18 protein-coding genes are annotated in these 17,604 nt (G+C 58.8%); 11 read left to right on the top strand and 7 right to left on the bottom strand.

The window, feature by feature from the left end; all coding sequences use genetic code 11:
* Window positions 1-9: 9 nt before the first annotated feature.
* The 4 genes from rpsR to QP978_RS07965 all read left to right on the top strand — a co-directional run bounded on the left by rpsR (window position 10) and on the right by QP978_RS07965 (window position 3,799).
* Window positions 10-261, top strand: coding sequence for a 30S ribosomal protein S18 (gene rpsR, locus QP978_RS07980; protein WP_005511410.1), 252 nt, complete (start codon window positions 10-12; stop codon window positions 259-261).
* A gap of 165 nt (window positions 262-426) precedes the next feature.
* On the top strand, window positions 427-1,362 hold the full coding sequence (locus QP978_RS07975; protein ID WP_049171304.1) for an AEC family transporter: 936 nt from the start codon (window positions 427-429) through the stop codon (window positions 1,360-1,362).
* A gap of 47 nt (window positions 1,363-1,409) precedes the next feature.
* On the top strand, window positions 1,410-2,135 hold the full coding sequence (locus QP978_RS07970; RefSeq protein WP_016423276.1) for a TIGR03089 family protein: 726 nt from the start codon (window positions 1,410-1,412) through the stop codon (window positions 2,133-2,135).
* Window positions 2,136-2,188: 53 nt separating this feature from the next.
* Window positions 2,189-3,799, top strand: a complete 1,611-nt coding sequence (locus QP978_RS07965; RefSeq protein ID WP_016423277.1) for an FMN-binding glutamate synthase family protein — start codon at window positions 2,189-2,191, stop codon at window positions 3,797-3,799.
* Window positions 3,800-3,819: 20 nt separating this feature from the next.
* On the opposite strand, the gene purE is transcribed toward QP978_RS07965, so the two are convergent.
* The 4 genes from purE to QP978_RS07945 all read right to left on the bottom strand — a co-directional run bounded on the left by purE (window position 3,820) and on the right by QP978_RS07945 (window position 7,059).
* Entirely contained in the window at window positions 3,820-4,296 is a 477-nt protein-coding gene (gene purE, locus QP978_RS07960) for a 5-(carboxyamino)imidazole ribonucleotide mutase (RefSeq protein WP_042389458.1), read from the bottom strand.
* 117 nt (window positions 4,297-4,413) lie between these two features.
* Window positions 4,414-5,703, bottom strand: a complete 1,290-nt coding sequence (locus QP978_RS07955) for a 5-(carboxyamino)imidazole ribonucleotide synthase (protein WP_016423279.1) — start codon at window positions 5,701-5,703, stop codon at window positions 4,414-4,416.
* 30 nt (window positions 5,704-5,733) lie between these two features.
* Entirely contained in the window at window positions 5,734-6,195 is a 462-nt protein-coding gene (locus QP978_RS07950; protein ID WP_016423280.1) for a PH domain-containing protein, read from the bottom strand.
* Between the two features lie 6 nt (window positions 6,196-6,201).
* Window positions 6,202-7,059: a biotin--[acetyl-CoA-carboxylase] ligase gene (locus QP978_RS07945; RefSeq protein WP_016423281.1), complete on the bottom strand. Its 858-nt coding sequence runs from the start codon at window positions 7,057-7,059 to the stop codon at window positions 6,202-6,204.
* Window positions 7,060-7,185: 126 nt separating this feature from the next.
* On the opposite strand from QP978_RS07945, the gene QP978_RS07940 reads away from it, so the two are divergent.
* From QP978_RS07940 to QP978_RS07930, 3 genes are all read left to right on the top strand, one after another.
* Entirely contained in the window at window positions 7,186-8,826 is a 1,641-nt protein-coding gene (locus tag QP978_RS07940) for an acyl-CoA carboxylase subunit beta (RefSeq protein ID WP_284857037.1), read from the top strand.
* A 106-nt stretch (window positions 8,827-8,932) separates the two neighbouring features.
* Window positions 8,933-10,561, top strand: coding sequence for an acyl-CoA carboxylase subunit beta (locus QP978_RS07935; protein ID WP_284857036.1), 1,629 nt, complete (start codon window positions 8,933-8,935; stop codon window positions 10,559-10,561).
* Complete coding sequence (locus QP978_RS07930) at window positions 10,558-10,818, top strand: acyl-CoA carboxylase epsilon subunit (RefSeq protein WP_016423284.1); 261 nt, start codon at window positions 10,558-10,560, stop codon at window positions 10,816-10,818. Before QP978_RS07935 ends, QP978_RS07930 begins: the two co-directional genes overlap by 4 nt.
* 136 nt (window positions 10,819-10,954) lie before the next feature.
* On the opposite strand, the gene QP978_RS07925 is transcribed toward QP978_RS07930, so the two are convergent.
* Both QP978_RS07925 and QP978_RS07920 read right to left on the bottom strand, forming a co-directional pair.
* Window positions 10,955-11,497, bottom strand: a complete 543-nt coding sequence (locus QP978_RS07925) for a hypothetical protein (RefSeq protein ID WP_016423285.1) — start codon at window positions 11,495-11,497, stop codon at window positions 10,955-10,957.
* Between the two features lie 2 nt (window positions 11,498-11,499).
* Window positions 11,500-11,712 (bottom strand): helix-turn-helix transcriptional regulator, encoded by a 213-nt coding sequence (locus QP978_RS07920; RefSeq protein ID WP_042388872.1) that lies wholly within the window; start codon window positions 11,710-11,712, stop codon window positions 11,500-11,502.
* 159 nt (window positions 11,713-11,871) lie between these two features.
* Between QP978_RS07920 and QP978_RS07915 the strand changes: the two genes are divergently transcribed.
* Window positions 11,872-12,474, top strand: coding sequence for a Maf family protein (locus QP978_RS07915; protein WP_016423286.1), 603 nt, complete (start codon window positions 11,872-11,874; stop codon window positions 12,472-12,474).
* Window positions 12,475-12,540: 66 nt separating this feature from the next.
* Here QP978_RS07915 and QP978_RS07910 read toward each other — a convergent pair whose 3' ends face one another.
* Complete coding sequence (locus QP978_RS07910) at window positions 12,541-13,599, bottom strand: Cj0069 family protein (RefSeq protein ID WP_016423287.1); 1,059 nt, start codon at window positions 13,597-13,599, stop codon at window positions 12,541-12,543.
* 363 nt (window positions 13,600-13,962) lie between these two features.
* Between QP978_RS07910 and QP978_RS07905 the strand changes: the two genes are divergently transcribed.
* From QP978_RS07905 to QP978_RS07895, 3 genes are all read left to right on the top strand, one after another.
* On the top strand, window positions 13,963-14,847 hold the full coding sequence (locus QP978_RS07905; protein ID WP_049189714.1) for a sulfurtransferase: 885 nt from the start codon (window positions 13,963-13,965) through the stop codon (window positions 14,845-14,847).
* Between the two features lie 420 nt (window positions 14,848-15,267).
* On the top strand, window positions 15,268-17,055 hold the full coding sequence (locus QP978_RS07900; RefSeq protein WP_042388874.1) for an acetyl/propionyl/methylcrotonyl-CoA carboxylase subunit alpha: 1,788 nt from the start codon (window positions 15,268-15,270) through the stop codon (window positions 17,053-17,055).
* A gap of 117 nt (window positions 17,056-17,172) precedes the next feature.
* Entirely contained in the window at window positions 17,173-17,574 is a 402-nt protein-coding gene (locus QP978_RS07895; RefSeq protein ID WP_042388876.1) for a hypothetical protein, read from the top strand.
* Window positions 17,575-17,604: the final 30 nt, after the last annotated feature.

The following is a 17,604-nucleotide window of genomic DNA, read 5'->3' as shown; positions in this document are numbered from 1 at the left end:
GGAGCACCAATGAAGCGCAATCACTCTAACAAGAAGGCGCGGATGGAGCAGTCCCGCCGCCCGAAGAAGAACCCGCTCAAGGCCGCAGGCGTTGAGAAGGTTGATTACAAGGACATTAACCTGCTCCGCCAGTTCATCTCTGACCGTGGCAAGATTCGTTCCCGCCGCGTCACCGGTCTGACTCCGCAGCAGCAGCGCCAGGTCGCTACCGCTGTGAAGAACGCCCGCGAGATGGCACTCCTGCCGTTCACCAGCCGCTAAAGATGGCTGGTCGGCGGGAGCCGATCATTCGAACACCCGCCGAAAGGCCTTATTTACGCGCTGGCCGCATGACGATACATGCGATAACAGCGTAAAACGGACTCAGTCCTTCCCCACCGAGGGGATTGGATTGGGTCCGTTTTTTATTGTCTAAAATATGCACTTATGCCCGCTCTCACCGAAATATTCACCGGCTTTGGTTCCGTCGCAGTACTGATCATTGTTGGCTGGTTGTTTGGGCGCAGTGAGATCGTCGATAAGCGGGCATCTTTTACCCTGAACATGGTCGTGTTCTGGATCGCGATGCCGTGCATGCTCGCGCACACTCTCGCAACGGCGGATTCGGCGAGCATCTTCGGTTCGGCGTTTGGTGTCGCGGCACTGTCGGCGCTTGGCACGGCGGCGTTCTACCGGATTTTTGTGGCGCCCATGTTCAAACAGCGCGGCGCCGATGCTGTGGTCGGCGCGATGTCGACGAGTTACAACAACGTCGCTAATCTCGGCGTGCCCATCGCAGTCGCAGTGCTTCACGACGCTACCGCCGTCGTCCCGGCCCTTATCTTTCAGATTGCCTTCTATGCGCCCGCTTCCATGACGGTGCTGGAAATCCTCACCAACCGCGGCCATTTCCGACCGCGCAATGTCATCATGGCACCGCTGAAGAACCCAATCTTTCTGGCGGCGATGGTGGGGCTTGCGGTTAATGCGTTTGCTATCGAAGTACCTCAGTTCGTAGCGCATCCAGTGGGGCTATTGGGGCAAGCCGCAGTGCCAATGGCACTTCTGGCCTTCGGTATTAGCCTGCATGGCATGCCGTTTATGGAAGCCGGCCGCTCCCCTCGTCGCGCCGTCGTGGTGGCGTCTATGCTGAAGCTTTTCCTCCACCCCGCGCTCGCTCTGCTGTTCGGTCATTTCGTCTTCGGTCTCAACGGGCATGCGCTGCTGGCAGCTGTGATTATCGCCGGCCTGCCGACAGCCCAGAACGTCTACACCTTCGCCTCCCGCTTCGGCCGGAACCTTGAGCAGGCGCGCGATTGTGGCGTGATTACGACGATCGCCTGCTTGCCGACGGTCCTGTTGTTCACCCTGCTATTGAGTTAGGCGACTCTTCCCGACGGCCTGGAGAGAATCTCGTTACCCTTGGAGGCGTGGAGATTCTGAAGACACTTCTCGAGGCCGACCCGTCCGTGCCTCGTTTGACCTGTTATGACGAAACTACCGGCGGTCGTACCGATTTATCGGCCCAAACCCTGGACAACTGGGCCAGCAAGATCGCCAACATGCTGCACGATGAGTTCGACCTCGTCGCCGGAGACCAAGTATGGATTGACTTGCCGTTGATCTGGCAGTCCGCCTGCATCATCCTGGGCTGCGAGCGTGCTGGCGTCACCGTTAGCGATGAGGAGCCGCTGGTCGTATTCACCACTGTCAGCAACGTCAGCACGTGGGAAGAGAAGTTCCCAGATGCCTACCTCGCAGTGCTTACCGACGATCCCTTTGGCCGTGGTGTCGTGGAATGCGGTGATGATATTCCACCGGGAGTCATTGACTTTGGTCCGGAAGTTCGTTTCCACCCAGACGCATATCTAGGCGCAGGCCCGGACTCCGACCAAACCCCCGTTATTGGGGAGAAGTCGGCTGCAGAACTGCTTTCATCTGCTGGCGATTACGCGGACGAGATGCAGCTCACGACCGGTTCCCGCGTCGTTTCCGACGGCTGGCTGGTGCCTGATTCTTCACAGGTCACCGCAGATAAATGGGCACGTAATGTGCTGTCGGCTTGGGTTCGTGGAGGTGCTGCCGTCGTCGTGCGCGGTGGTGATAGCGAGCGTGTCACTGCTATTTCTACGGCCGAAAAAGCCCGTGTGATTTAGTCGCAGCTGTCCCGTCGAGAAGCGCTCTAAGTAGTCGCGATAACCTGGAAACCGTGATTACCCGACCATATATTCTTGCGATTCTCGCCCTCATCAACGTCTTGGGCGCACTGGCTGTATGGGATCTGAGCCCATGGTGGTGGATTCTGATGGCCTTCATCCTCTTCCTGGATGTTGTGGCTATCTATGACATGCTTCAAAAGAAGCACTCCATCTTGCGGAACTTCCCGGTCATCGGCCATCTGCGCTACATGGGTGAGACCATTCGCCCTGAGATGCAGCAGTATTTCATCGAGCGCAACTTCGACGGCGCTCCGTTCGACCGCGATACTCGTACCGTGGTCTACGAGCGTGCGAAGGGGCTGTCCTCGAAGAAGTCATTCGGTACTGAGCGAAAGATTAATGCGCCCGGCTACGAGTACGTCCGCCACTCGATGGCGCCGAGCCAGCACGTCATCGAGGATCCGCGCGTAGATATTGGCGGTCCGGACTGCGCCCAGCCGTACTCAGCGTCTGTCTTCAACATCTCAGCCATGAGTTTCGGCTCTCTGTCCCCTAACGCTGTCATGGCAATGAATAAGGGCGCGAAGCTGGGCAACTTCGTACAGGACACCGGCGAGGGCGCTATCAGCCCTTACCACTTGAAGTATGGCGCAGACCTCTATTGGCAGCTGGGGTCCGGATACTTCGGTGCACGTACTGAGGATGGCGACTTCGACCCGGAGCTCTTCCGCGAAAAGGCTAAGATTCCGCAGGTCAAGGCAACCTATCTGAAGGTTAGCCAGGGCGCAAAACCTGGACTCGGCGGCATGCTGCCAGGTCACAAGGTCAACGAAGAGATTGCGGCTACTCGCCACGTACCAGTTGGCAAGGGCGTGATGAGCCCTCCGTACCACCGCGTCTACTCCACCCCGCGTGAACTTGTTCGGTTTATGGGCACCATGCGTGAGCTCAACGGTGGCAAGCCGGTCGGTTTCAAGCTGTGTGTTGGCTCCCAGCTTGAGTTCCTCGCCGTGTGCAAGGCCATGCTGGAAGAGAACATCACCCCGGACTTCATCATCGTCGACGGCGCTGAAGGCGGCACCGGTGCTGCACCGCTGGAATACTCCGACCGCGTTGGCCTGCCGCTTACCGACGGCCTGATTCTCGTCCATAACGCGCTCGTAGGTGCCGGTCTGCGCGATCGCATTAAGCTCGGTGCGTCCGGCAAGGTCATTACTGGCTTCGATATTGTGAAGCGCATGTGCATCGGTGCTGACTTTGTGAACTCGGCTCGCGGCATGATGATGGCCACCGGCTGTATCCAATCTCAGCTATGTCATACAAACACCTGCCCGGTGGGTGTGGCTACCCAGGATCCGAGCCTGTGGAAGGCCCTGGATGTCGACGACAAGGGTCAGCGTGTGGCCAACTATCACAATGCCACGGTCGCGGAAGCAGCTAGCCTGTTGGCATCGATGGGCCTGAATAGCTTCTCTGAGCTGGGGCCGTCCCACCTGCTGCGGCGCACCAATGAGCAGGTCGGTGAGACCTACGCGGAGCTCTACAACTGGCTGCAGCCAGGCGAGCTGCTGAGCGGAACTCGCTTCCACAACTGGGCCGAAGCCTGGGAGACTGCCGACCCGGACACGTTCCACTACCCCGCAGTTCATATGCGCGGGTAGTTCGGGGCTGGTTGCGCGCCCTACTCACCCATCAGCTTCTTGCGCAGACGCTCGTCCTTCGCCAGAACTTCATCGCGCATGTTGGCCTGGTAGTTCTCCATCGCCACAATGAGCTCCGGGTAACCGGCCGAGAGAATACGCACAGCCAGCAGGCCAGCGTTCTTAGCGCCGCCCACACCGACGGTTGCCACCGGAACGCCGCCCGGCATCTGAACGATTGACAGCAGGGAATCGACACCCTCCAGGTTCTCCAACGCGCGTGGCACGCCGATAACCGGCAGCGGAGTGGCCGACGCAACCATGCCCGGCAGGTGTGCTGCACCACCGGCGCCAGCGATAATGCAGCGCAGCCCCTTGTCAGCGGCGGACTTTGCGTAGTCAATCATGCGTTCCGGAGTGCGGTGTGCAGAGACCACACCTACCTCAAAGGGAATTCCGAACTCAGCCAAGACCTCCGCTGCGGGCTCCATGGTCGGCCAATCCGAGTCCGACCCCATAATCAGACCGACCAGCGGACCGGTTACGTTGGCCAACTTCGGGCTTGCCACCTGGTTTGCTTCAGCCAATGTTGTCTCCTTGAGATAGCAATCTAATTCTTATACAGCGCCAGCCACCTATGCGGTGTAGCCGTCTGCCCACACGCCATCGACGATGTAGCCAGCAGCGAGGTTGGCAACCCGCCGGGTCTCCGCGATGCCTTCCGGGCTTGCGTCGTAGCCGCACAGGTTGACGTGCCCCAGCTTACGTCCAGGGCGCCAATCCTTCCCGTACCAGTGAATCTTCGCTGATGGGAAACGACGCCATACCTCAGCAAAACGCTGTGAAATAGGTACATCCGAGGCCTCATCGCCACCGAGCGTATTGACCATTACCGTCACCGGCGCAGTCGGGCGAGTGGAACCCAGTGGCATGTCAGCAACTGCACGCAGGTGCTGCTCAAACTGGCTGGTCTCACAGCCGTCCTGCGACCAGTGACCAGTGTTGTGTGGCCGCATGGCCAACTCGTTGACAAAAATCTCCGGGTTGCCGTCAGCATCGACGGTTTCGAACAGCTCAACTGCCAGCGCGCCGGTTACTCCCAGCTCGGAAGCGATGGTCACACTGAGCTTTTCGGCCGCTCTCGCAAGGTCGTCGGCAAGCCCTGGCGCCGGGCAGATTGCCTCAACACAGATGCCGTCACGCTGCACGGACTCGAGGACCGGCCAGGCCTTGACCTCGCCCGACGGCGTGCGCGCACACATGGCCGACAACTCACGAACCAGCGCGACCTTCCGCTCGGCCATCAGCGGCACGTCCTTGCCCAGCAGTTCGTCGACAAGCGCACGCAGATCCTCGCGGTCCTTCGGGAACCACACGCCGTGACCGTCGTAACCGCCGCGGCGAGCCTTCAGGCAGACGGCACCGTCAACGCGGTCGAAGAATGCTTCGGCATCCTCGGCGGACTCAATTGCAGCGTAGGCAGGTACTGGAGCGCCCAGTTCCTCCAGGCGCTGGCGCATCAGCAGCTTATCCTGCGCGTACAGCAACGCCGACGGCTGAGGCTGAACCGAGTAGCCCATCTCGGTCAGCTTGTTGAGGAATTCGGTGGGAACGTGCTCATGGTCGAAAGTCACGGCCTGCGCACCGGCGACAGCGCGCTCAACATCTTCCCAGACGTGGTAGTCGCCGATGATAACGTCCGCACACACCTGCGCTGCGGAAGCATCCGGCGAACCGGCGAGCAAACGGATGGACTGTCCCAGCTCAATGGCCTCAGTCTGCATCATACGAGCCAGCTGACCGTCACCAATCACCGCCACAACCGGCACGCCATCAGCATGCGCGGGATGCTGCGCAGCAGTTAGCGCTGCAGCGGAATTAGAAGTGGAATTAGTGGAGTTTTCAGGGGTATCCGAAGCAATCACACCCCTGATTGTAGGTTATGACCCAAAATTCTAAGTCAACCGGGAGACCAACTTAGCCACCTTGCGGGAGCTGGGAATATCTTCTACAGCCAGCGGCGGGCCGAAACTGCGGGTGTGCAGATACAACACGCCGCCCTTGCGATTGACCGCACGCACCGAACGCAGATCAATCGAGACCACCTGCGGGCGCAGAATGCCGCGGCGCAAAATAATCCGCCTATCAGTCAGCACAAACCGCTCCCCCAGCCAACTTAGTACCGGACGAACGACGCGCCAGAGAATAAGCCCCAGCCACGCGAAGAGCAGCAGCTGACGCACACCTTGCAGATCTCCCGGAGCAATCCCAGGGCCGTCGATAAAACCAATCAGCAACCAGCAGACGCCCGTGATAACCATGAGTTCCAAGAGCGGCCACACCAGCCGACCAAAAGTTGGATTGGTGTCCAGCAGAATTGCCTCGCGCGTGTCCAACTCATCATCGGGAAAGGCCATACAGCACTACCCCCGCTCCGAATCAGCCTGCGGGGACGCATAGCCGCCGTCAGTGGCACGAACATGGAACACGTCACCGGCCGCAACAAAGTGACTTGTGCCAGCTTCATCGGTGACGATCAATTCGCCGTCGGCACGCACGCCAACCGCCTTGCCCACCAGCACGCGATCCCCCGGCAACTCCACGCGCACGTTCGAACCGATGGTCGCGCACACCGCCTCGTAGTCCCGCAGCAGCTCCGCATCGCCCTTTCGCCACTGCGCTTGACGACGTCCCAGCGCACGCAGCACACCAGCGGAGATGTCGTCGCGGTCGAGGTTTTCCGCTCCCGCCAGGTATAGCGAAATGGCGTGTGGCACCGGCAGCTCATCTTCCTGCAGGGAAACGTTGATGCCGATTCCCGGAATGAGAATTGGCGGTGTCAGCGACGCGGCCTCCACCAGAATTCCGCAGAGCTTACGACCGTCAACCAGGACATCGTTCGGCCACTTCAGGGAAACGCGTTCAGGCGCAAGACCCGCAACTTCCACAACAGCATCGACAACTGCGAGGCCCGCGACTAACGGCAACAGACCCAGTTGCTCGGGTGCGAGCCCTTCCGGGCGCAGCAGCGCGCTGAGTGCAATGGACGCACCCTTCGGGGCCGTCCAACTACGACTCAGTCGACCGCGACCTGCGGTCTGCTCCGAGGCGATAAGCGCACTGAGATCTGCCACCTGCCCCAGTGCCGCCTGTTTCCGAAGATCAGCGTTGGTCGAACCAGTGGTTTCGACAACCTCAATGGAATTCCAGCCCGGCGCGGCTGCGCGCACACGCGTGGCGTCAAGAGGCTTGCGGGAAGCAACAATCCTGGGGTTGGTCATGCACAGCAGTCTAGCGCCATGGCCGGATTCACTGAGTCGTGACCTTTCTCAAGAGCTCGACAGCGTGAGAATCATCACAGCTCGCCTGCTTTACTATTTTCCTTCCCAAACACTACATTCCATAACATGACTATTTCCTCACGTTTGGCGACGGAGCAACACACCACCGCTTTTCTCAATGAAGACCTTCTACGCCGACGCACTGCTGCACTGACTCCGATGGGGTCGCGGGGCTACGACAAGCTCAAACTGACTGAGCGCATGAATGCCCGCGAGCGCATTGACTACCTGCTGGACGAAGGATCTTTTGTCGAATTTGATGCGCTAGCCCGCCACCGCACTACCGCATTTGGGATGGAAGCCAAACGCCCCGTGACCGACGGAATCATCACCGGCTGGGGAACCATAGACGGCCGTGAGGTCTGCATCTTCTCTCAGGACGGCACAATCTTCGGTGGTGCACTCGGAGAGGTCTACGGCGAAAAGATGGTCAAGATTCAGGAACTTGCCATCACTACCGGCCGCCCCCTTATTGGCATGTACGAAGGCGCCGGCGCCCGCATCCAAGATGGCGCAGTCTCACTGGACTTTATTGCCCAGACGTTCCACCACAACGTTCGCGCCAGCGGCGTCATTCCGCAGATTTCAGTCATTTTTGGTGCCTGTGCGGGCGGAAATGCCTACTCCCCAGCACTGACGGACTTCGTTGTCATGGTGGAGGAAAGCTCCCGTATGTTCGTCACCGGCCCTGACGTAATCGAAACAGTCACTGGCGAAAAAATCAGCCAGCACGAGCTCGGCGGCGCCGACACCCATATGGAGATCGCCGGAAACTCCCACTACACCGCCACTAGCGAGCAGGATGGACTCGACTGGGTCTGCGATTTGCTGGACTACCTCCCCAACAACACAACCTCCCCCGCGCCCAGCTGGGATTCCGATGCCAGTGACGAAATCACCGACACTGATCGCACCCTCGACAGTCTCATTCCCGACAGCCCATCCACGCCGTACGACGTGCATGAAGTCATCTACGCGCTTTGCGACGATGCGGAGTTCCTGGAAATCCAGGAAAACCGGGCAGCCAATGTCGTAATTGGCCTTGGCCGTCTCAATGGTCAATCTGTTGGGTTTGTCGCTAATCAGCCCATGGAATTCGCGGGCTGCCTAGATATCGATGCAGCGGAGAAGGCCGCGCGATTCGTCCGAATCTGCGATTGTTTCAACATTCCACTCGTCTTTCTCGTAGACGTACCCGGCTTTCTCCCCGGTTCAAATCAAGAACACCAGGGAATTCTGCGCCGTGGCGCTAAATTGCTCTATGCGTATGCAGAAGCAACCGTTCCTAAAATCACCGTCACCATGCGCAAGGCCTATGGCGGTGCTTATTGCGTGATGGGGTCAAAGGGGCTCGGCGCGGATGTAAATCTGGCTTGGCCGACGGCACAGATCGCCGTGATGGGCGCCTCTGGCGCAGTACGCTTCCTCCATCGTGCCGAGATTCGAACCGCCACCGAAGCAGCTCTCGCAGCAGATCCAGCGGCCGATAGATTTGGCACTCCCGAGAGTGTGAAAGAACTCATTGCTGAACTGGAAATGGGATACGAGCAACACATGCTCACGCCTTATCGTGCCGCCGAACGGGGGTTAATTGATGAAGTCATCCTCCCCTCCGAGACACGAACTCGAGTGATAAAAAATCTGCGCCTGCTAACTTCAAAGAAAGTACCGTGGCCTGCGCGCAAGCACGGCAATATTCCACTGTAAGAGCAGGCTTTTTGCTGTACAACGAGCTAGTCATTACCCCTACTTTTGTTAACAGCGATTGCCCCCCAACTACCTCCCCCCGTTTTCGAAACGTAAACTAGTTGGTATGACGACTGCCGCAAATACATCAACCGGTGAAACCCCGGATTTGACCACTACTGCTGGAAAGCTGGCCGATCTGCGAGCCCGTCTCGCAGAGACCCAGGCTCCAATGGGCCAGGCCAGCATTGACCGCGTCCACGACAAGGGCAAGATGACCGCTCGTGAGCGCATCGAGTTCCTCTTGGACGAGGGCTCGTTCGTGGAGGTTGACGCTCTCGCACGTCACCGCTCCAAGAACTTCGGCCTCGACGCCAAGCGCCCTGTCACTGACGGTGTTGTGACAGGCTACGGCACCATCGATGGCCGCCAGGTCTGTGTCTTCTCGCAGGACGGCGCCATCTTCGGTGGCGCGCTCGGTGAAGTCTACGGTGAAAAGATTGTCAAGATCATGGATCTGGCCATCAAGACCGGTGTCCCAATTATCGGCATCAACGAGGGTGCTGGTGCCCGCATCCAAGAGGGCGTTGTTTCCCTCGGCCTCTACTCCCAGATTTTCTTCCGAAACACCCAGGCTTCTGGTGTTATTCCACAGATCTCCCTGATCATGGGCGCCTGCGCTGGTGGCCACGTCTACTCCCCGGCTCTGACCGACTTCATTGTCATGGTCGATGGCACTTCCAAGATGTTCATCACCGGCCCGGACGTTATTAAGACCGTCACTGGCGAAGAGGTCACACAGGAAGAGCTGGGTGGCGCTGGTACTCACATGAGCACCTCCGGTACTTCGCACTACACCGCCGCTGATGACGAAGACGCTCTGACTTTCGTTCAGGAATTAGTCAGCTACCTGCCGTCCAACAACCGCGCTGAGGCTCCTCGCATGGAGGCTGAGCCGTTCGAGGGCTCCATCGCTGACAGCATCACTGAGACTGACCTCGAGCTCGACACGCTGATTCCGGACTCCCCAAACCAGCCGTACGACATCAAGGACGTCATCACCCGTCTGGTCGACGACGAGGACTTCCTGGAAATTCAGGAGGACTACGCACAGAACGTGGTCATCGGCTTCGGTCGCGTGGAGGGTCGCTCGGTCGGTTTCGTCGCCAACCAGCCGATTCAGTTCGCTGGCTGCCTCGACATCAAGGCATCCGAGAAGGCGGCTCGCTTCGTCCGCACCTGTGACGCCTTCAACATTCCGATCATCATGCTGGTTGACGTTCCAGGCTTCCTGCCGGGCACCAACCAAGAGTTCGACGGCATCATCCGCCGTGGCGCCAAGCTGTTGTACGCATATGCTGAGGCCACCGTCCCGAAGATTACCGTCATCACCCGTAAGGCCTACGGCGGAGCTTACTGTGTGATGGGCTCCAAGGACATGGGCGCTGACATCAACCTGGCATGGCCGACCGCTCAGATTGCGGTCATGGGTGCTTCCGGCGCTGTCGGCTTCATCTACCGCAAGGAGCTCAAGGCTGCTGCGGCCGAGGGCAAGGATGTCGTCGCACTGCAGAAGGAGTACGAGGCAGAGTACGAGGCCACCCTGGTCAACCCGTACATGGCTGCTGAGCGCGGCTTCATCGACGCCGTTATCCCGCCGAGCGAGACCCGCGGCCAGATCATCGAGGGTCTGCGTCTACTGGATCGCAAGGTTGTTAACGTACCCGCCAAGAAGCATGGGAACATTCCGCTGTGACCGATTCCAAAAACACCCCAGCAACCGAAGACAAGGACGCCGCTACAGCCCCGGCTGCACCGTTCATGTCCGTCCTCAAGGGCAACCCGTCTGACGCTGAAACTGCCACGCTCGCGCTTTTGTTCGCAGGTATGGCAGCAGCCGGCGGCGCCCCAGAGGACCGCGGCCCGCGCAACAACTGGGGTCGGCTGGAAGAGGGTTTCCACCAGCCGCACCAGCACGTACCGGGCACGTTCCGCAACGTCCATTTCTACTAGTACAGCTACCGCTTAGCGCGTAGTCGTTACCGCACGCTAGCTGCGTCGATTCGCTAGCACAAAGCGCCACCATCGGGTTTTCCGATGGTGGCGCTTTGGTTTTTGTTACTGCCTTAGCCTTGACCACTGCTTATTACTAGCGTTGTTCACCCAGCGACTCGCCATCAAACTCGTCATCGAGCTCCCGGTCCAGCCGACGCTGATCACGGTTGCGAGCTACCGGCCACACCACCTTGAACAGGAAATACACAAACGCCAGACCGATGGCAGCACCCACCACAGCGCCGGCAATGAATCCCCACGATTCCGATAGTGCCCCACCAGCGCTTGCCTCAGAGAGCAATTGCACTCTGATAAAACCAATCAGCCACAGCCCAATGACGGCTACGAGTGCTGCAATCTCGCCTTTTGTAAGACCATTAATCTTCGGCATTGGCACTTGACGTCGCAACCACCGCTGCGAAAACAGGAGTCCAACCAGCGGCATCAAGATGATTGCCACTGTCACGCCCACCATCTTTGGCTCTGGAATGAGCCAAATCAGTACCGTTGCAAGCACGTAGTTAGCCCACATCATCATTGTGAACCCGTACGTGTAGGACTTATGCAGCAACATCTGCTGATACTCATCGTCCACCGTGGCGCTGTTGCGTTCAATTACGACATCCGCATAGGACATTGTCAGTATCCTTCCTCACCAAAAATTTCTTCGACTGTTTTTCCCAGGACCTTGCAGATACGCAACGCCAAATACACCGAAGGCGAGTAATTTCCCCGCTCGATATTTGCAATGGTTTGCCGCGAGACCTCCACCTGCGCGGCTAAATCCGCTTGGCTCAGCTCCAACCAGCGTCGGTATCTCCTGACCTGGTTCGAACGTTCTTCCCCACTCATCTGTGTACTTTCTTTAACTTGATGTCCACTTTACTTTACATCACTAGAAGGCAGCTGCCATCTAAAAAAATCTGCCTGTTCTTACAATCGGGCCAACCCCACGCATGTTTGCCACAAAAATTAGGCTTTACGATTCCGCCCTCACTAAAATCACTAACTATGAGCAGCCCCCGAATCGTCTTGGCTTCCACTTCCCCTTCGCGACTGCACATTCTCCGCTCTGCAGGCATCGAGCCCATCACAGTAGCGCCCAACGTCGACGAGGATGCCGTAATCACAGCCCTTCCGGACGCATCGCCGGTACGCATCGTCGAGGAACTCGCGCAGGCCAAGGCACACGCTGCCTCTCCGGCCTACCCCAATGACATTGTCATTGGCGGGGATTCAATGCTGCTTCTCGACGGGCAGTTGCAGGGCAAGCCCCACACGGAAGAAAAGACCATTGAGCGCTGGCATCAACAGAGTGGCCGGACGGCTGAGCTGATTACTGGTCACTGTGTCGTGACACCAAAGGGCGAGCACCTTGAGGTGGCGATTACTTCCCTCGATTTCGCTGAAGTCCCAGAAGAGGACATCCGTGCCTACGCTGCGACGGGCGAGCCGCTGAAGTGCGCTGGCGCGTTTACTTTGGAGGCTCTAGGCGGCTGGTTTGTCGATGGCATCAATGGCGACTCATCCAGTGTGATCGGACTGTCGCTACCTGTCGTGCGCCGAGCTCTGTATCGCTACGGCTATTCGGTCTCCCAGTTCTGGAATCGGTAGGCATCGCAAGAACCGTCGAAAAGCAAAAACCGCACCAATTTGGTGCGGTTTTCCTAGCTGTTGAGACTACTTGTTAGCAGCCTCAACGCGCTTGATGGCCTCCTGAGCAACAAGCTCCTGGATACCCATATCCAGCTCGGAGGTGAAGCCAACACAGGAGCAGTTGATCTCGCCGAGAACGTAGGTGTCCTCGCCGTTCTCGCCGTCTGCCAGCATGAAATCAGCGGTCCAGATCAGCGGGATATTGTCGCCACCGAGGTTCTCGGCAATGACCGGGCGAGCCTCAGCAAACATGTCGATGAGGTCCTGCCACTCTTCCGGCTTGTTGTAGGTGTACTTCGCGCCAGAGAACAAGGTTGCGGAGAAAGCGTCGCCGCCCTCGGCCGGCTTCTTGTGAACCACGAAGACCGGGTGCGGGCCGACCAGCAGAATGCGAATTTCGCCTTCGGTGATGCGCGGCATGAAGCGCATGTCCACAAGCATGCCGTTATCGCCGATGATGTACTGGTCGCAGAAATCCATGAACTCGCCGAGCTCACGAGTCTCAGTGTGATTGTCCACGGCCTCGGTGCACTTCAGCTTGGTGTTTAGCGGCAGCGGGGTGCCCGGCTCAACGTTCTTAGCAACCTCTTCGTCAGCGATGCGCACGCGCCAGATGCCGGATCCGGTGGAGCCACGGTTCTGCTTAAGGACGCGCTCGCCGTAGGACAGGGAGGTCGGGAAAGTGCTGTGGAATGCCTCGACGTCGTAGTAAGCAGCGGTGTCAGACGGAACCAGGTCAGTATCCTTGAGCTTGACCAGTGCGTCCTTTGCGCCGTAGGCCATCATCTCGCCCGGGGTGGACATACCAACCAAACCAGCGACCGAGAGACTGGTCAGAAGCTCGAAGTAGCCCCTCTCACCACCCGGGATGTTGCCCGGGTTTACGCGGGAGATGTAGCCGTCGAAGTTCTGGGAGACGTAGTCGTACAGGTCGTCCTTCCACTCCGGTCGGTAGTAGACGACCTCAGCGGACCAACCGGCTTCGCGGATAGCGTTGACGATTGGCATGGTGTCCTTGCGGTGTCCGTCGAAGTACTTGTCCGAGCCGCCCTCGATCTCGAATACAACAATGTTCTTGTGCACAGGCACTCCTTTTAAGAAAATACATGGACTTCCGGCACTCAATTGTCTCCGTAACGCAGCGAATACCCAGGCAGATAGCCCATTTCAGCCCATTTTCCAGTGATACGAATCAACACAGTTTTTGCGCTAACTCTCAGCTAAATTTTAGGGCACTACCTGGACTCCAAGCGCGCTGAAAACACTGCTTTTACCCCCAACTGTGAGGCGTATCCCAGGGTGGCCGCGGACGCAATTGTTGCCGTCGGAAAGCGCTCACACTGGGGACTATTCCGCCGTTCGCCACGCGACCCGTAAACTAGATATGCAATTGACGATAAACGTCAGAAAGTCCCACCCACCCAACTTGCGCCAAGGGAGTATCCGATGGCTGTTCCGCACGACCCGCACCCCCAGTTCCAGCAGTACGCCCACCCTGAGCGCCTCGTCTCTAGCTCCTGGCTTGCTGCCCGACTGGGCTCTCCCGGTCTGCGCGTTGTTGAATCCGACGAGGACTCACTGCTTTACGACATTGGACATATTCCGGGCGCGGTTCGCATCGACTGGCATCACGACCTCAACGATCCTGTGCGCCGCGACTATATCGACGCCGAAGGCTTTGCCGAGCTCATGCGCGAGAAGGGTATCTCGCGCGATGACACCGTCGTAATCTACGGCGACAAGTCCAACTGGTGGGCCGCCTACACACTCTGGGTTTTCGAGCTTTTTGGGCATCCCGACGTGCGCCTGCTTAACGGTGGCCGCGATGCCTGGATGACTGAAGAACGAGACACGAGCTTCGAGGTCCCCAATTACCCACGCACTGACTACCCTGTCGTCGAGCGCGACGACAAGACACTGCGCGCCTACTTCAGCGATACACGTGAGCTCATTGGAAAGGCTCCGATTATCGACGTGCGCACTCCGGAGGAGTATGCCGGTGCACGAACCCACATGGTCGATTACCCACAGGAAGGCGTCCTGCGTGGTGGCCACATTCCAACCGCGGTAAACATTCCATGGAATCAGTCCGTTCACCCGAACTCGCGTTTCCGCGATCGCGAAGAGCTCGAGCAGATTTACGCGCACGTCCAATTTGAAGATGAGGCGATTGTCTACTGCCGCATCGGCGAGCGCTCCGCGCACACCTGGTTTGTACTGCACCACCTGCTCGGCCACGAGAATGTTCGCAACTACGACGGCTCGTGGGTTGAGTGGGGCAATATGATTGGCATGCCCATTGCCCACGGTTCGGAGCCGGGAAGCCTGTAGGCGATCGACGCAACCGGTGGGCGCTTCCCCCACCGTTTTTCCAGCGTCAGCGGCTGACGCTACACCGGAGATTTAGTTTCCCCCTGCCGCCCCCAATCAAGGGGGCGGCTCTTGCACTCTTGGGTGATAATTTTAACCACAAACCTAGGTTTTTGGGCGGAAAATAGCCACTTCAGCTGCCCCCATGACCACTTGAACGCTGCTCAAGACCACAATCCCTACCCCCTTATGTAGCGAGCAAAAAGAGGTTGCTTACCGCACCTGTGACACAATGGAGACATTGGGTCACACGCTGTTAGCTACCGCGTGGTTAACCGTATTGCGGTTCACCACTCAGTTAACTGCAGTGCTGCTTGTGATTCCTACAAATGACTGTCGCAACCTTGCCCCGAGGGCCAATTCTCGGGGTGCCCACGAAAAATGGAGGATTTCGTGTCCGAGCAGACCACTGAAAAAATCACGAAGGTTCTCGTCGCCAACCGTGGCGAGATTGCCGTTCGCGTTATTCGCGCTGCGAAGGACGCCGGCATTCCTTCCGTCGCCGTTTACGCTGAGCCGGATGCGGACGCTCCTTTCGTGACCATGGCGGATGAGGCTTTTGCTCTCGGTGGCACCACTTCCGCTGAGTCCTACCTAGTTTTCGACAAGATTCTGGACGCCGCAAAGAAGTCCGGCGCTAATGCCATCCACCCGGGATACGGCTTCCTGTCGGAGAACGGCGACTTCGCTGAGGCTGTTGAGAACGCTGGCCTGATCTGGATTGGCCCGTCACCAGAGTCCATCCGCGCCCTGGGCGACAAGGTCACCGCTCGTCACATCGCGCTGAAGGCTGACGCTCCAATGGCTCCAGGCACCAAGGAGCCAGTTAAGGATGCAGACGAGGTCGTCGCGTTCGCTAAGGAGCACGGTCTGCCAATCGCCATTAAGGCCGCTTTCGGTGGCGGTGGCCGCGGCATGAAGGTCGCACACAAGATGGAAGAGGTCGCCGACCTCTACGAGTCCGCTACCCGTGAGGCCGTTGCGGCCTTCGGTCGCGGTGAGTGCTTCGTAGAGCGCTACCTGGACAAGGCACGCCACGTCGAGTGCCAGGTTCTCGCTGATAAGCACGGCAACGTCGTTGTCGCCTCCACCCGTGACTGCTCGCTACAGCGTCGTTTCCAGAAGCTCGTCGAGGAAGCACCCGCTCCGTTCCTGACCCCAGAGCAGGATGAGCGCCTGCGCCAGTCCGCTAAGGACATCTGCCGCGAGGCTGGCTACTACGGTGCGGGCACCGTTGAGTACCTGGTTGGCGCTGACGGTCTGATTAACTTCCTCGAGGTCAACACTCGTCTACAGGTGGAGCACCCGGTCACCGAGGAAATTACCGGCCTCGATCTGGTCCGCGAGCAGTTCCGCATTGCTGAAGGCAAGGAACTGTCCATCAAGGAAGACCCGGAGATGCGCGGTCACGCTTTCGAGTTCCGCATCAACGGCGAGGACGCCGGCAGCAACTTCATGCCGGCTCCGGGCACCATCACCAAGTACGTCGAACCGTCCGGCCCGGGTGTCCGCATGGACACCGGCATCAAGGAGGGCGACGTCATCGGCGGCCAGTTCGACTCCATGCTGGCCAAGCTGATTGTTTGGGGCGAGACCCGCGAAGAGGCCCTACGCCGCTCCGCTCGTGCTCTGTCCGAGTACCAGGTTGAGGGCCTGGCAACGGTCATTCCGTTCCACCGCCACATTGTGGAGAACCCGGCGTTTGTCGGCGATGGCGAGAAGTTTGACGTCTACACCAAGTGGATTGAAGAGGAATGGGACAACCCGATTGCTCCGTACGACGGTGACTCCGACGCTGACACCGACACCGTTCCGGCTCAGAAGGTTGTCGTCGAGATCGACGGTCGCCGCGTCGAGGTAGCCCTGCCGGGCGACCTGGCTCTGGGCGGCGGCAACGCTGGTGCCAAGAAGAAGAGCAAGAAGAAGCGCGCTGGCGGTTCCAAGAAGGCCGCTTCCGGTGACGCTGTGGTTGCTCCGATGCAGGGCACCGTCATCAAGGTCAACGTCGAAGAGGGCCAGGAAGTCTCCGAGGGTGACACCGTGGTTGTCCTTGAGGCCATGAAGATGGAAAACCCAGTCAAGGCTCACAAGGACGGCGTTGTCACGGGTCTGGCTACCGAGGCTGGCTCAGGTGTCGGCAAGGGCGATGTCCTGATGGAACTGAAGTAGTTCTAAAGCTCTAAGCGGGGCTGGTTGCGATGGGATTCGCAGCCAGCCCCGCTTGATTCTTTTCAGCCCCTCCCCCGGCGCCCTTAAACACTGTTCAGGACGTCTAGAGTGGACGGTATGGAACCCATGGAAGTAAATGCCGGCCGCTTCTACTGCCGTCCGCTGCGCCACGATTCCCGCGTCGATGACGCCCCGGTCGCAACCCAATTACTCACAGAATTGGCCCCTGACTCCGTCGCCGAGTTCCTTCGGAACTCCACCACCGAGTGGGAAAACGACACCGCCTACCGCTTTGCGGTTGCTGAGCAGACGAACGTCGAGATGCTCGCACTAGCAACCGTCGAGGTCATCAATGCCGACCACGTCAGCATCACCGTCCGTCCCGCAGGCGATCCCGCACGCGTGTTGCCTAACGACGATCAGGTCCTCACCAAGGTAACCGTCGCCGACGGCGTCGAAGCCGCCGAAAAAGCCCTCCACCGATGGGCAGAGGGCTTCTTGGGCAAGAAAGTCAGCTAGCCGTACTGGCACCGCTGCGACTGCTCAGTC

Source organism: Corynebacterium sp. MSK035, from assembly GCF_030232615.1.
Classification (GTDB): domain Bacteria; phylum Actinomycetota; class Actinomycetes; order Mycobacteriales; family Mycobacteriaceae; genus Corynebacterium; species Corynebacterium jeikeium_D.
The sequence above is the reverse complement of the archived record's forward strand: the minus strand, read 5'-3'. Positions and strand labels throughout refer to the sequence as shown.